Genomic DNA, 13880 nt, shown 5'->3' with positions numbered 1-13880 from the left:
ATCGTGAGGTAGTTGTGGCGCATCGATTCAAAGTGCGGGAGATTGCCCAGCAGTCTGGCTTGAGTGAGGCCACCGTCGACCGGGTGCTCAACGACCGTCCTGGAGTTCGGGAGGGCACACGATCGGAGGTTCGCCAAGCGATCACGGACCTGGAACGTCAACGCTCGCAACTGAAACTGGTCGGTCGCACGTTCATCGTCGACGTCGTGTTACAAACCCCCGCAAGGTTTTCCGACGCCGTCCGTGACGCGCTCGAGGCCGAACTGCCGACCCTTGCGCCTGCTGTTGTTCGTTCTCGGTTCCACTTTCGTGAAACCGGTTCGGTCGAAGCGATGACGTCGACGCTCGACAAGATTCGCCGACGCGGATCCCACGGAGTCATCGTCAAGGCTCCCGACACTCCGGAAGTCGTGGCGGCGATCGACCAGTTGGTGGCGGCCAAGATTCCGGTCGTCACGTTGGTGACCGATGTTCCCGGTAGCAGGCGAGCCGCCTACATCGGCATCGACAACCGAGCCGCCGGAGCCACCGCCGCGTACTTGATCGATCAGTGGCTGGGGAATCGGGACGGCAACGTGCTGGTCAGCATGAGTAGCGGCTTCTTCCGTGGGGAGGAAGAACGGGAGATGGGATTTCGCTCCGCTATGCGCGTCTCGGCTCCGCATCGCCGTTTGATCGACATTCCGAACAGTGACGGTCTGGATCAGACGAGTAGGAAATTGGTGCGAGCGGCACTCGAATCCGATCCGCAGATCCGTGCCGTGTATTCGATCGGTGGTGGCAACCTGGCCACGGTCGACGCGTTCGAAGAACTGAACCGGGAGTGCAGTGTCTTCATCGCTCACGATCTCGACGGTGACAATCGAAAGTTGCTGGGGGAGAGGCGAATATCAGCGGTGCTCCACCACGATCTGCGGGCGGATGTTCGCACTGCTTGTCAGGTGGTCATGAAAGAACACGGCGCCATGGGCGCTCACTTCGGCTTTACGACGTCACCGGTTCAAGTCGTGACACCGCTCAACATGCCCCCGACATAGCTGTGCGCGGTTAAGGAGTCCGGAGACTCCCTAACCGCGCACAGGGCCGAAGGCCTGACTATCGAGCGAAGAGCAGCGCTCGCTTGACTTCCTGAATTGCCTTTGTCACCTGGATGCCGCGGGGGCATGCGTCGGTGCAGTTGAACGTGGTGCGGCAACGCCACACGCCGTCCTTGTCGTTCAGGATGTCGAGACGCTCGGAAGCGGCCTCGTCACGGCTGTCGAAGATGAACCGGTGTGCGTTGACGATGGCAGCGGGACCGAAGTAGCTGCCGTCGCTCCAGTACACGGGGCACGACGTGGTGCAGCATGCGCAGAGAATGCACTTGGTGGTGTCGTCGAAACGAGCACGGTCGTGCTGGCTCTGGATGCGCTCACGAGTGGGCTCGTTGCCACTGGTGATGAGGAACGGCTTCACGGCGCGGAATGCGTCGAAGAAGGGTTCCATGTCGACAACCAGGTCCTTCTCGACGGGCAGGCCCTTGATGGGCTCGACCGTGATGGTGACCGGCTTGCCGTCCTTGGGCAGCATGTCCTTCATCAGCAGCTTGCAGGCCAGACGGTTCACACCGTTGATCCGCATGGCGTCCGATCCACAGACACCGTGTGCGCAGCTGCGACGGAACGTGAGGGTGCCGTCGAGGTAACCCTTCACGTACAGCAGCAGGTTGAGCAGACGGTCGGTGGGCAGTGCCGGGACCTGGAAACTGTCCCAGTGCTGGCCCTCGCCCGATTCGGGGTTCATCCGCGCGATCTTGAGAGTGACCATGACGGCCCCCTCGGGAACAGCGGGGAGTTTGGGTGCATCTACAGCAGGCGCAGACATCAGTACTTACGCTCCATCGGCTCGTAGCGGGTCTGGATCACCGGCTTGTAGTCCAGACGGATGTCGGAGAGCAGGCCGTCACCCTCCTTGTACGCCATCGTGTGCTTCATGTACTCGGCGTCGTTGCGATCCGGGAAGTCCTCACGAGCGTGGCCGCCGCGCGATTCCTTGCGGTTGAGGGCGCCGACGACGGTGACCTCTGCCATTTCGAGGAGGAAGCCCAGCTCGATGGCCTCGAGCAGGTCGCTGTTGTAGCGCTTGCCCTTGTCCTGGACCGTGATGTGGTTGTAGCGCTCCTTGAGAGCACGCACATCCTTGAGTGCCTGGGTGAGGCGCTCTTCGGTGCGGAAGACGGAGGCGTTGTTGTCCATCGACTGCTGCAGCTCGGTGCGGATGTCCGCAACGCGCTCGTGGCCGTGATCGGACAGGATGACGCCGACCCAGTCTTCGACCATCGCAGCCGGGGTTTCCGGCAGGTCGACGAACTCGGTGGAGTTCGCGTACTCGGCGGCAGCGATGCCGGCGCGGCGGCCGAACACGTTGATGTCGAGGAGCGAGTTGGTGCCGAGGCGGTTTGCACCGTGCACGGAAACGCAGGCACATTCGCCGGCGGCGTACAGGCCCTTGACGACCTCGTCGTTGTTGCGCAGAACCTCACCGTTGATCTTGGTGGGGATACCGCCCATGACGTAGTGGCACGTCGGGTAGACGGGCACGGGCTCCTTGACGGGGTCCACGCCGAGGTAGGTGCGCGAGAACTCCATGATGTCGGGGAGCTTCTCGTCGAGAACTTCCTCGGGGATGTGCGTCACGTCGATGTAGACGTAGTCCTTGTTCGGGCCGGCGCCGCGGCCTTCCAGAACCTCGAGGACCATCGAACGGGCCACGATGTCACGCGGAGCGAGGTCCTTGATGGTGGGGGCGTAGCGCTCCATGAAGCGCTCGCCGTCGGCATTACGGAGAATGCCACCTTCACCACGGACGGCTTCCGAGATCAGGATGCCGAGACCGGCGAGTCCTGTCGGGTGGAACTGGTGGAACTCCATGTCCTCGAGGGGCAGGCCCTTGCGGAAGATGATGCCCATGCCGTCACCGGTGAGGGTGTGCGCGTTGGACGTCGTCTTGTACATACGTCCCGAGCCGCCGGTCGCGAAGATGATCGACTTGGCGTGGAAGATGTGCAGCTCGCCGGTCGAGAGCTCGTAGCAGATGACACCGGTGGCAACCGGGCCGTCCTCGGTCTCGGTGATGGCGATGTCGAGCGCGTAGAACTCGTTGAAGAACTCGACGTCGTGCTTGACGCAGTTCTGGTACAGCGTCTGCAGGATCATGTGACCGGTGCGGTCGGCTGCGTAACACGCACGGCGGACGGGTGCCTTGCCGTGGTCACGCGTGTGGCCACCGAATCGACGCTGGTCGATCTTGCCTTCGGGCGTGCGGTTGAACGGCAGACCCATCTTCTCGAGGTCGAGCACCGCGTCGATGGCCTCTTTGGCCATGATCTCGACGGCGTCCTGGTCGGCGAGGTAGTCGCCGCCCTTGACGGTGTCGAAGGTGTGCCACTCCCAGTTGTCTTCCTCCACGTTCGCCAGTGCGGCACACATGCCGCCCTGGGCCGCGCCGGTGTGGCTGCGGGTGGGGTAGAGCTTGGTCAGTACGGCCGTGCGGGCACGGGGGCCAGCTTCGATTGCCGCACGCATGCCTGCGCCGCCGGCGCCGACGATGACCACGTCATAACGATGTTCCTGCATGAAGTCTGTGCTCCCCTAGCTCGCCGAGATATTGGGGTCGAAGGTGAAGATGACGTACGTGCCCAGGCCCATGATCAGGATCATCGAGAGAACGAGGATCGTGGTCAGCCAGAAGCGCGTGGAGTCCTTGCGGGAGTAGTCCGCGATGACCGTGCGCAAGCCGTTACCGCCGTGCAGCTGTGCCAGCCACAACATCGTCAGATCCCAGAACTGCCAGAACGGGCTGGACCAGCGACCTGCGACGAATGCGAAGTTCAGACGGTGAACGCCACCGTCGAGCATCAGCATGATGAACATGTGGCCCAGGACCAGAACGATCAGGGCGACGCCGGAGAAGCGCATGAACAGCCATGCGTACAACTCGAAGTTGTTCCGAGCCTTCGCGCGCGGGGACCGCGGGTTGTCCAGGCTTGCGGGACGGTCGTATGAGGTGCCCAGGCTCTTGGCTTCGGGTCCGTGAGTAGTCGCCATGTCAGTGCTCCGCAAACATGTTGATGAGGATGCGTCCGGCGCCTGGGATCATCACCAGGAACCAGATCGTCAGAATGGTCCAGAGCATGACGCGCTGGTACTTCGGGCCCTTCGACCAGAAGTCCACCAACATCACGCGCACGCCGTTGAGGGCGTGGTAGAGGACTACGCCGACGAGGCCGATCTCCATGAGGCCGACGAGGGGGTTCTTGTACGTGTCGATGACGGCGTCGTACGTATCGGGATTGACCCGAACGAGTGCCGTATCGAGAACGTGTACGAATAGGAAGAAGAAAGTAGCGACGCCTGTGATCCGGTGTAGAACCCAGGACCACATTCCGGGGTCGCCCCGGTAAAGCGACCTCGTGCGCTCCTTCTGAGGAGCGGCTTCAGTCGTAGTACTCATCGAGTGCTGTGCCTCCAACGTCATTGGTGGACGCGTCGAGCCTGCAGAGAGCTTCGATGTACCTCAGCCCGGGCTCGACGGGATCCTGAACCGACTTGACTCAGACTCTAAACCTATGTGAAACCGGGAACTAATCAGATGCGGGATTCGTACGCGTACCAAACTCTTTGTAAGGTTTGCCTTTCCAATCTCACCTAGCCGGTTTCGGCGTGGTTTCTGCATCCATTCAGTCGGCGTGATTGGATAACGAACCATGGGTGACATCGACTGGAAGTTGTTGCGGCACAACGCGCAAGTGGTCATGCGGCAGGCTTATGCACCGTACTCGGGCTATGCAGTGGGTGCAGCTGCCCTGGTAGACGATGGTCGGATCGTCTCAGGATGCAATGTGGAAAATGTCTCATACGGTTTGAGCCTGTGTGCCGAATGCGGACTCGTCGGTAACTTAGCCGCCACCGGGGGCGGGCGGCTGGTTGCCTTCACATGCTGCGACGCGAAGGGCTCGATTTTGATGCCATGCGGCAGGTGCAGACAGCTTCTTCTCGAGCACGGCGGGGGTGAGATGCTTGTCGACACGAGCAGTGGGTTCAAGCCGCTGAGCGAGCTGTTGCCTGATGCTTTCGGGCCGGAACAAGCAGAGGGGCTCCGCCATGTTTGACGCAGTTTCCATCATCGGCGCCAAGCGTGACGGCCGCGAGTTGTCGGGAACCGAGATCGACTGGATAGTTCAGGCGTTCACTGAGGGGGTCGTCGGTGACGAGCAGATGTCGGCGCTCGCGATGGCGATCTATTTCCGAGGAATGTCACGAGCAGAGACCGGCCGATGGACCGAGGCAATGATCGAATCCGGCGGGAGGATGGACTTTTCGGACTTGCCGCTGCCCACCGTCGACAAGCATTCCACCGGTGGCGTGGGGGACAAGATCACCCTTCCGCTCGCGCCCCTCGTCGCGGCATGTGGTCTTGCAGTCCCGCAGTTGTCGGGACGCGGACTCGGCCACACCGGTGGAACTCTCGACAAGCTCGAGGCCATTCCAGGTTGGCGAGCCGAGCTCACGGCGACGGAGATGGTCGACATTCTCGCGGACCCGAAAATCGGCGCGGTGATCTGCGCTGCCGGAGCGAACCTGGCCCCCGCCGACAAGAAGCTCTACGCGCTGCGCGACGTGACGGGAACGGTGGAATCCATTCCGCTGATCGCAAGTTCGATCATGAGCAAGAAGATTGCCGAGGGAACCGGCGCCCTGGTGCTCGACGTCAAAGTCGGTTCCGGAGCGTTCATGAAGGACCTCGGCGACGCGCGAGAGTTGGCACGCACGATGGTCGAGTTGGGCAACGACGCCGGCGTGCGTACAAGTGCTCTCATCACCGGGATGGACACCCCGCTGGGATTGACGGCTGGCAACGCTCTCGAGGTGCGTGAATCCGTCGAGGTACTGGCAGGCGGCGGGCCGTCCGACGTCGTCGAGCTGACCCTGGTCCTGGCTCGGGAGATGCTGTCCGCGGCTGGGATCGACGGTATCGACCCCGCAGACAAACTGGCCGACGGCACAGCCCTGGACCGGTGGCGCGCGATGATCGCCGCACAAGGTGGGGACCCACACGCGACGCTGCCGGTGGCCCGGCACAGCGACGTCGTCACCGCGGACCGAGACGGCGTACTGACCCGACTCGACGCCATGGCGGTGGGCGTCGCGGCCTGGAAGCTCGGAGCCGGACGCGAACGACAGGGCGAAGCCGTTCAGGCCGGTGCCGGCATCGAGATGCACGCGAAGCCCGGCGACGTGGTCCGCGCCGGACAGAAGCTGATGACACTGCACACCGACACTCCCGAGAGATTTGATGCCGCGCGGCGGAGCCTCGGCGGAGGCTGGTCGATCGGGGCCGATTCCGACACCATTTCGCGACCGTTGCTCATCGAGCGAATTGTGGGTGATTCGCGTTAGCGTTGGCGAATGAACGCACCGGAGTTGACCACGATCCGCAGCGCACCCAAAGTTCTTCTCCACGATCATCTCGACGGAGGACTCAGGCCCGAGACCGTCCTCGACCTCGCCGAGCAGTGTGGCTACACCGAGCTGCCGGCGAATACGGCATCCGAACTGGCGCAATGGTTCCGAACTGCCGCTGACAGTGGATCGCTCGAGCTCTACCTTGAAACGTTCGCGCACACGGTCGCCGTGATGCAGACTCCCGAAGGGCTCGCGCGGGTCGCGCGCGAGTGCGCCGAGGATCTGGCCGACGACAACGTCGTCTATGCCGAAATCCGTTTTGCGCCCGAGCAGCACCTGGAACAAGGCCTGACTTTGGACGAGGTCGTCGAGCACGTTCTCGAAGGTTTCCGGGCCGGCGAATCCGCTGCCAGGGTCGCGGGACGGGAGATCCGAATCGGGTGTCTTCTCACGGCGATGAGGCATGCCGCCCGGTCACGGGAGATCGCCGAGCTGGCTGTGCGATTCCGGGACCGCGGCGTCGTCGGTTTCGACATCGCCGGTGCCGAGGCCGGTAACCCGCCGAGCCGGCACCTCGACGCCTTCGAATACATGCGTGATGCGAACGCCCACTTCACGATTCACGCGGGTGAGGCGTTCGGGTTGCCGTCGATCCACGAAGCCATCGCCTTCTGCGGAGCGGATCGGTTGGGCCACGGCGTGCGGATCGTGGACGACATCGACGTAGCCGGCCAAGGTGGGGCAGAGCTGGGTCGACTCGCGAACTACGTCCGTGACATGCGCATTCCCCTGGAACTGTGCCCGAGTTCGAACGTGCAGACCGGAGCCGTAGCGGCCCTGGCGGACCATCCGTTCGGACTGTTGGCGGACTTGCGCTTCCGCGTGACCGTCAACACTGACAACAGACTGATGAGCGACACCAGCATGAGCCGGGAAATGGCCGCGTTGGTCGAGACCTTCGGTTACGGCTGGACCGATCTGGAACGCTTCACCATCAACGCGATGAAGTCGGCCTTCATCCCGTTCGACGAGCGCCTCGCGTTGATCGACGACGTCATCAAGCCGGGTTACGCCGTGCTCATCGGCTAGCTGACGTGCACCCGACTACTCAGATCGCAGCCGGGCCTCGAACTCACGCTCGAGTTCGCGCCAGGCCTCGGATTCCTTGGTGAACGGCGCACTCGGAGCCATCCGCGACGGATCGGGGTTGAGGAGGTACGAGACGTACCAACCCAGCTCGTTCGACGCGGACAGAGCCTCCTCGGTGGAGTCGTCGTCGGCGAAATCCGCTGCATCGGTGAACAATTCGACGGCAAGTTCCAGTTGCTCGGCGTCGACGACGTCCGGGCCCTGGGCGAGGTCGTCGGCGATGCCGGGCAGAACGTAGACGTTCTCGTCCGTGACCTCGATTTCGAGTGAACCGTCGACGGCAGCATTCTGAATTTCGCCGTACGTGCTGACCTGCGAGAGATCGTGTTCGTGGTTGTCGGCGAGGTAGCGAGCGAGTGCGCGCTCGCTACGGAAAACGGTGATCAGTCCGTCCTTGCCGAGGAAGATCGCCTGATCGCCCATGTAGCAACGCAGAGTGTAGAACGTCTCGGCTGAGGTGATGATGCGGATCGGGTCGACACCGACCTCGCCCCAGAAGGTCTCGACTTCGTCTTCCTCCTCGTCGAGGTCGTCTTCGTCGAATTCCTCGTCCTCGCCCTCCTCAGCGACATCGTCGGCGTCGACGGTGTTCTCGGCGGCAGCGAGCAGTTCAGCTTCGGCGACCGCGACGGCAGCTGCATCGACCTTCGGGGAGGTGACCACCTTGTCGATGGCGTCGAGAACGGCGTCCCAGTCCTTGACGATCGCAGCGCCGACCTGGTCCCACAGCTCCAGGCCTTCGCGACCTTCGAAGGTGCCGGCGCCGGTCGCAAGCGCGCCGAGTACCGGATGGCCGCTGAAGAAGCGGATGACCGCGTCCAGTTCGCACACCTCGCCGATGTTGCGAGCCATGTTCAAGGTGTCTTCGAGTTCCGAGACCGCCAGTGCCTCAGGGTCACCTGCGGCCAGTTCCGGCACGCCGACGAAGTCGAAGGTGAAGTTCTCTTCCGGTTCGAGCTCGGCTGCCGACAGTCCGGAGACGACGGCCCACGCCGGATGCTCGACCAGGTCGTTGTCGGAGTCCGTTCGGATGAAGGCCGCGAGTTCTGCGACGGAGGAGAACCCGTACAGGTCTTCCTCATGGCCGAGGAACGCTTCCCACTCGTCGTCGCCTTCGCGCCAGCGGGGTGCCCACAAAGTGACGAGGTCTCCGTCGGTGAGTCCGATTTCGATAGGGACGATGTCTCCAGCCATGGGCGGAAGCCTATCCACCGCAGAGCGAAAGGCATAGCGGGGGTTCGTCACGTTTGTTTCAGTGCCACTCGGAGCTCACTGACCAGTCGCTCTCGTTCGTCGTTGGACTGTCGAACTGCCTGGTGAATTGTTGCCACCGTCAATGCGGCCACAGTGCGAGAATTCATCGTGGTGATTGCGTCGGTAATCCGTAGATCGACCAGAGCGCCCAGCCCGTCGACAGTCGCCGTGACTATCCCACCCTCGCTCGAGACGACTGCCCGCAGAGCGCCGACCCCGTCGACGGCGTCCTGCAAGAGTCCGGTCCGGTGTTTCGCCAGCTCCATGATTCGATCAATCTCGCTCATATCGAACGCATCCAGCTCGACGGAAGGATCTGGCCCTCGGCGGCGTCGACATCGGCCAGTTCGTCTCGGGTCGCGAGACCGAGCCGATCGAGGATCGCTGCCGGGACTCCGGTCTCCTCGAGCTCCACACGATGGCGGGCGCCGGCCTCGATCGCTGCTTTCGAGCACAGTGTGAGTATCTGTTGCGCCAACCGTTCCCCGCCGTACCGCAGTTCCTCCTGGCTGATCCGCAGGTCCACGGGAATGGCGTGTTCCGTGGCGCGGACCGCGATGGTTTCGGCGCGGTTGACGGCGACGGCTGTGATGATCGGCGGTGATTCCCGCATGTTCTCGTTCATGTTTCCTGTCATTCTGTCGGACGGTAGAAACCGTGAAAGCCCATGCCGCTGTTCGTGGTTCGGATGGCACTGATTTCGACAGGGTCGCCGGCTTCGACCATCTGACCGTTACCGATCACCATGGCGACGTGTCCGTCCCAGACCGCGAGGTCACCCGGCATCAGGTTGTTCTGATCGACCTTGTTCCCGATTCCCTGTTCCTGAGCCAACCTCGGAATATCGACTCCGGCCTGGCCGTATGCCCATTGCGTCAGACCACTGCAGTCCAGACCGACTCCGGGTGTCGTGCCTCCCCAGGCGTACGGGACACCCTGTTGAGAAAGCGCGTTGCGTACGGCAGCAGCGGCCTCGGCGTTCGGTGCGGTGGCTGTGGAGCCGTCGGGAAGTTCGACCTCTACTCCACCGACGGAACCAGAACCACCGACGGAACCGGAACCACCGACGGAACCGGAACCACCCACCGAACCGGAGACTCCAGGTGCGGGATCGGGTATCGGGACGGACGGGACGAGTGCGGACATCTTGTCGGTCGACCCCGCCAGCTCACCGCGTACCCGCTCGATAACCGATACCGCGCGTCCGAGGTGCTCCAACGCGGCCGACAACAACATCAATTGGCCCGTCGGTGTCATGAGCGTCGGCCCGGCCTTGATCGCGAGTGTCAGAAACGACTGGAGAATCTCACCGAGTTCGGTCATTCCCGCGTACACGGACGTTGTTGCTTCGTCCACGACGCCGGCGATGTCGTTTCCACGATCGGCGAGGTTTCGCGTCGACGTCTGCGTCTGCTCGGTTTTGGTCACCGCAGCGGTGAGTGCCGTGGACGAGCTCTGAGAGGACGCCAGTTCGCTCAGAGCAGCGCTTCCCAATTGGTATGCGATCTCGAGGGCGTCCGTAGCGATTCGGATGCCGACGTCGGGTCCACTTGCGCTGGGGACGCCAGTCCCGACAATGTCGACCAGATCGATGATCGGTCGTGCGAGTGCGTCGACGTCGATCATGAGCGTGCGGCTTCAGCGAGAGTCGTTCGTACCGATTCCTCGGAGTCGAGATAGACGGCGTGAGCGTCGCGGGTGGCTGACTGGACGCTGGAGATCACAGCGGACAGTCGATCGATGTCGTCGATGTGCGCTTGCTGTGCTCGGCTCGCGACATCGACGAAGTCGCCGCCGATCAGCCCCAGCACAGTGGACAGAGCCAAGTGATCGCCACCCGCCGCGTCCTGTCGCGCTTGCGCGACGTTGTCGGCAACAGTGCCCAACCGCGCGGCGAACTCCGCGATGCTTTCAGTGTCCAGATCCAGATTTGTCAACTTGTCTTCCCCCCGTTGCGCTTACTCCTTCTTGGACGCCGCGCGGGGTGCTCCGGTTCCCGAGGAACTATTCTGATGGTCATGCAGACGCACGTAGTCGACCATCCGCTCGCGGCGGCCCTCTTGACGACAATGCGTGATGCACGCAGTGAGAACGCAACTTTTCGTTCCGCACTTCGCAGGCTCACGCACATGCTGGTCTACGAGGCCATGCGTGACGCGGAGGTCGAGGAGTTTCCGGTCGACACCCCGGTAGCAGCGACGACGGGCATCCGGCTCGCGAAGCCGCCGTTGTTGGTACCCGTGCTGCGGGCCGGTCTGGGCATGGTCGAACAGGCGAGTGCGCTGATTCCGTCGGCCGGCGTCGGCTTTGTCGGAATGGCACGTGACGAAGAGACTCATCAGCCGGTTCCGTACCTCGAATCCCTGCCTGCGGATCTGTCCGGTATCCCGGTGTTCGTGCTCGATCCGATGCTCGCCACCGGTGGCTCGATGGTGCACACCATCGACTTGCTGGTTGCGCGTGGCGCGACGGATGTCACGGCAGTGTGCGTCGTGGCCGCTCCGGCCGGCGTCGACGCGCTGGCAGCGTCCGGCCACCCGGTTCGTCTGGTCATCGCGAGCATCGACGACGGACTCGACGAGAACGCTTTCATCGTCCCCGGTCTCGGTGACGCCGGCGATCGGCAGTTCGGACCCCGCTAGAGCGAAAGGGCGAAGGTTCGGAGTTCGGCCAGCCGGGCCTTCGCCTGCTCTAGTGCCTTCGCGAGGTCGTCGCGGTTCGCCACCGGGACGACAACTTCGAGATAACACTTGAGCTTGGGCTCGGTTCCGGACGGCCGGACAACCACGCGGATCGACGGCCCGTCGAATATCACTGCGTCGGTGCGCATACCGCCGCGAACCAGGGACAAGTCCTCGGTCGTGACCGGCTCACCCGCGAGTTGGCCAGGCGGATCGGCGCGTAGCCGTTTCATCATTTCCGCGATGTCGCTCGAATTTTCGACGCGGCGGGACACTTGGTCCCCACGATGCAGTCCGAATTCGACGGCATAGTCGCCTAGAACGTCCAACAGGGTTCTGTTGCTGCCCGCGAGGGTGGCAGCCAAGTCGGCCACCAGGACGGCAGCTGAGATTCCGTCCTTGTCCCGCACCACATCCGGATCGACGCAGTGCCCGATCGCTTCCTCGTAGGCGTAGACGAGTCCGTCGCCGGCGCGCGTGAGCCACTTGAATCCGGTGAGTGTCTGCGCAAACCTGGCTCCGCGAGCTTTCGCCAACTTCGAGAGCAGAGTCGAGGAGACGATCGTCGTCGCCACCAACGAATCTTCGGGCGCCGAGTGCAGTACGTGGTCGGCCAAGAGCACCCCGGTTTCGTCGCCGCGCAACATGCGCCACTGATCACCGTCGCGAACTCCGACGGCGCAGCGGTCGGCATCCGGGTCGAGTGCGATCGCCAGGTCAGCGTCGACACTTCGGGCAAGGGCGAGCAGGCGGTCTGCGGCGCCAGGCTCTTCGGGATTGGGGAACTCGACGGTCGGAAACGTGGGGTCGGGATCGAACTGCTCCGCCACGACGTGCACGTCCTCGAATCCTGCTGCTCGCAGAGCCGCGGTCGCAGTCTCCCCGCCGACGCCGTGCATTGCCGTGAGCGCAATCCGGATCGAGCGGGCGTCGCCGTGCGGGAGGGTCGCGATGCGGGCGATGTACTCCTCGACCAGAGAATCGTCGGCCGGAATCACCGATGCTCGCGCGACGTCGGCGGCACTACCGATGCGGGCGATCTCGCTCTCGATTTCACGATCGGCGGGGGAGACGAGTTGCGCTCCGCCCGAGAGATACACCTTGTAACCGTTGTCGGCGGCAGGATTGTGGGAGGCGGTGATCTGGATACCTGCCGCTGCCCCGAGCCTGCGCACCGCGAACGCCACCAGCGGTGTCGGCAGTGGGCGGGGGAGCAGGGTCACCTCGAACCCGGCCGCTGCCATGACCTCGGCGGCGGCGAGAGCAAATGCCTCTGAACCGAGCCGGGCGTCGCGGCCGACCACAACGCGGGACCCGCCCTGGCAGCGAGCTGTCAGCCAGGCCGCCAGACCGGCCGTGGTCCGGATGACGACCGCGAGGTTCATGCCGTTGGGTCCGCCGCGCACCGGCCCGCGAAGCCCAGCAGTGCCGAACGTCAGTGGTGCGGAAAAGCGTTCGGCCAGTTCATGTTCGGAAAGGGCGGCTAATTCTGTGCGGGTAACTGGGTCCGGATCGGCGTCGATCCACTCGGTGACGTTCAGTGGTGTCACAGCTGCTCGACCAGTTGACGCAGCAGCACTCCCATCCGGGCGGCCGATGCTTTGCCTGCCGCCAGCACTTCCTGATGGTCGAGCGGGGCGCCCGTGATTCCGGCGGCCAGATTGGTGACCATGGAGATGCCGAGAACGCGGGCGCCGAGCGCGCGGGCCGCGATGGTCTCGTGAACCGTCGACATGCCGACCAGATCGGCGCCGAGTGTACGAAGCATTCGAATCTCGGCCGGAGTCTCGTAGTGCGGACCGGGAAGCCCGGCGTAAACACCCTCGGCAAGGTCTGGGTCGATCGAGCGAGCCAGCGCACGCAGTTCCGGCGAATAGGCGTCGACCAGGTCGACGAACTCTGCGCCGACGAGGGGAGAGCGGGCCGTCAGGTTCAGGTGGTCACTGATCAGCACCGGTTGACCGACTGTGTAGTTTTCGCGGATACCGCCGGCCGCATTGGTGAGGATGACCGTGTCGGCGCCGGCAGCAATGGCTGTCCGGACCGGGTGGACGACGGTACCGAGATCGTGGCCCTCGTATGCGTGCGCACGCCCGAGCAGCAGCAGGACTTCGGTGTTTCCGACGCGCACCGAACGAATGGTGCCCGCGTGACCGAGCGCGGACGGTGGGGCGAAGCCAGGAAGATCCGCCATCGAGACTTCGGCTGTCACGTCCGCACCGGCGTCGCCGAACACGTCTGCGGCATCGGTCCACCCCGACCCGAGCACGATGGCGACTGACGGTGACGAAGAGCCAGTCATGGCGGACAGAGCAGCGGCGGCGGCCTCGGCGATCGTTCCCATGTGAGCAAC

At 63.6% G+C, this 13880-nt stretch carries 16 protein-coding genes; 5 read left to right on the top strand and 11 right to left on the bottom strand.

Going from position 1 to position 13880, the window contains the following annotated elements; all coding sequences use genetic code 11:
* Positions 1-14: 14 nt before the first annotated feature.
* On the top strand, positions 15-1037 hold the full coding sequence (locus tag R4P70_RS17385) for a LacI family DNA-binding transcriptional regulator (RefSeq protein WP_317831030.1): 1023 nt from the start codon (positions 15-17) through the stop codon (positions 1035-1037).
* Between the two features lie 58 nt (positions 1038-1095).
* On the opposite strand, the gene R4P70_RS17380 is transcribed toward R4P70_RS17385, so the two are convergent.
* From R4P70_RS17380 to sdhC, 4 genes are read right to left on the bottom strand one after another with little or no spacing between them, the layout of a single operon-like run.
* Positions 1096-1863, bottom strand: a complete 768-nt coding sequence (locus tag R4P70_RS17380) for a succinate dehydrogenase iron-sulfur subunit (RefSeq protein WP_003940925.1) — start codon at positions 1861-1863, stop codon at positions 1096-1098.
* A complete protein-coding gene (gene sdhA / locus R4P70_RS17375) occupies positions 1863-3614 on the bottom strand; it encodes a succinate dehydrogenase flavoprotein subunit (protein WP_019747692.1) in 1752 nt (583 codons plus the stop codon). Before sdhA ends, R4P70_RS17380 begins: the two co-directional genes overlap by 1 nt.
* A 15-nt stretch (positions 3615-3629) precedes the next feature.
* The gene (locus tag R4P70_RS17370) at positions 3630-4085 is read right to left on the bottom strand and encodes a succinate dehydrogenase hydrophobic membrane anchor subunit (protein WP_003940699.1); all 456 of its coding nucleotides are present in this window, start codon (positions 4083-4085) and stop codon (positions 3630-3632) included.
* A gap of 1 nt (position 4086) precedes the next feature.
* Entirely contained in the window at positions 4087-4491 is a 405-nt protein-coding gene (gene sdhC / locus R4P70_RS17365; RefSeq protein WP_020969155.1) for a succinate dehydrogenase, cytochrome b556 subunit, read from the bottom strand.
* Between the two features lie 253 nt (positions 4492-4744).
* On the opposite strand from sdhC, the gene R4P70_RS17360 reads away from it, so the two are divergent.
* From R4P70_RS17360 to R4P70_RS17350, 3 genes are read left to right on the top strand one after another with little or no spacing between them, the layout of a single operon-like run.
* A complete protein-coding gene (locus tag R4P70_RS17360; RefSeq protein WP_019747693.1) occupies positions 4745-5149 on the top strand; it encodes a cytidine deaminase in 405 nt (134 codons plus the stop codon).
* A complete protein-coding gene (locus tag R4P70_RS17355; protein WP_317831029.1) occupies positions 5142-6437 on the top strand; it encodes a thymidine phosphorylase in 1296 nt (431 codons plus the stop codon). Before R4P70_RS17360 ends, R4P70_RS17355 begins: the two co-directional genes overlap by 8 nt.
* A 9-nt stretch (positions 6438-6446) precedes the next feature.
* Positions 6447-7532: an adenosine deaminase gene (locus R4P70_RS17350; RefSeq protein WP_113683033.1), complete on the top strand. Its 1086-nt coding sequence runs from the start codon at positions 6447-6449 to the stop codon at positions 7530-7532.
* Between the two features lie 15 nt (positions 7533-7547).
* Here the strand turns inward: R4P70_RS17350 and R4P70_RS17345 are convergent, their stop codons facing one another.
* Genes R4P70_RS17345 through R4P70_RS17325 form a run of 5 tightly spaced genes read right to left on the bottom strand, consistent with a single transcriptional unit; the run spans position 7548 to position 10783 of the window.
* Positions 7548-8786 carry a hypothetical protein gene (locus tag R4P70_RS17345; protein WP_020969158.1) on the bottom strand — a complete coding sequence of 413 codons (1239 nt, stop codon included), beginning with the start codon at positions 8784-8786 and terminating at the stop codon, positions 7548-7550.
* A 47-nt stretch (positions 8787-8833) separates the two neighbouring features.
* The gene (locus R4P70_RS17340) at positions 8834-9133 is read right to left on the bottom strand and encodes a YbaB/EbfC family nucleoid-associated protein (RefSeq protein WP_021332523.1); all 300 of its coding nucleotides are present in this window, start codon (positions 9131-9133) and stop codon (positions 8834-8836) included.
* Complete coding sequence (locus R4P70_RS17335; RefSeq protein ID WP_069146066.1) at positions 9130-9471, bottom strand: hypothetical protein; 342 nt, start codon at positions 9469-9471, stop codon at positions 9130-9132. The genes R4P70_RS17340 and R4P70_RS17335 overlap by 4 nt, the downstream gene beginning before the upstream one ends.
* An 8-nt stretch (positions 9472-9479) precedes the next feature.
* Positions 9480-10472, bottom strand: coding sequence for a C40 family peptidase (locus tag R4P70_RS17330; RefSeq protein WP_317831028.1), 993 nt, complete (start codon positions 10470-10472; stop codon positions 9480-9482).
* On the bottom strand, positions 10469-10783 hold the full coding sequence (locus tag R4P70_RS17325) for a type VII secretion target (RefSeq protein ID WP_195791101.1): 315 nt from the start codon (positions 10781-10783) through the stop codon (positions 10469-10471). Before R4P70_RS17325 ends, R4P70_RS17330 begins: the two co-directional genes overlap by 4 nt.
* Positions 10784-10864: 81 nt before the next feature.
* Here R4P70_RS17325 and upp point away from each other — a divergent pair, with 81 nt between their 5' ends.
* The gene (gene upp / locus R4P70_RS17320) at positions 10865-11488 is read left to right on the top strand and encodes a uracil phosphoribosyltransferase (RefSeq protein WP_007727319.1); all 624 of its coding nucleotides are present in this window, start codon (positions 10865-10867) and stop codon (positions 11486-11488) included.
* Here upp and R4P70_RS17315 read toward each other — a convergent pair.
* Together R4P70_RS17315 and R4P70_RS17310 are read right to left on the bottom strand one after the other, a co-directional pair.
* Positions 11485-13077 (bottom strand): phospho-sugar mutase, encoded by a 1593-nt coding sequence (locus tag R4P70_RS17315; RefSeq protein WP_317831027.1) that lies wholly within the window; start codon positions 13075-13077, stop codon positions 11485-11487. The two genes, upp and R4P70_RS17315, sit on opposite strands and share 4 nt — an antisense overlap.
* The gene (locus R4P70_RS17310) at positions 13074-13871 is read right to left on the bottom strand and encodes a purine-nucleoside phosphorylase (RefSeq protein WP_020907041.1); all 798 of its coding nucleotides are present in this window, start codon (positions 13869-13871) and stop codon (positions 13074-13076) included. The genes R4P70_RS17315 and R4P70_RS17310 overlap by 4 nt, the downstream gene beginning before the upstream one ends.
* Between the last annotated feature and the right edge of the window lie 9 nt (positions 13872-13880).

The organism is Rhodococcus sp. IEGM 1241 (assembly GCF_033142365.1).
GTDB lineage: Bacteria > Actinomycetota > Actinomycetes > Mycobacteriales > Mycobacteriaceae > Rhodococcus_F > Rhodococcus_F erythropolis.
This window is presented reverse-complemented; position numbering and strand designations above follow the sequence as displayed.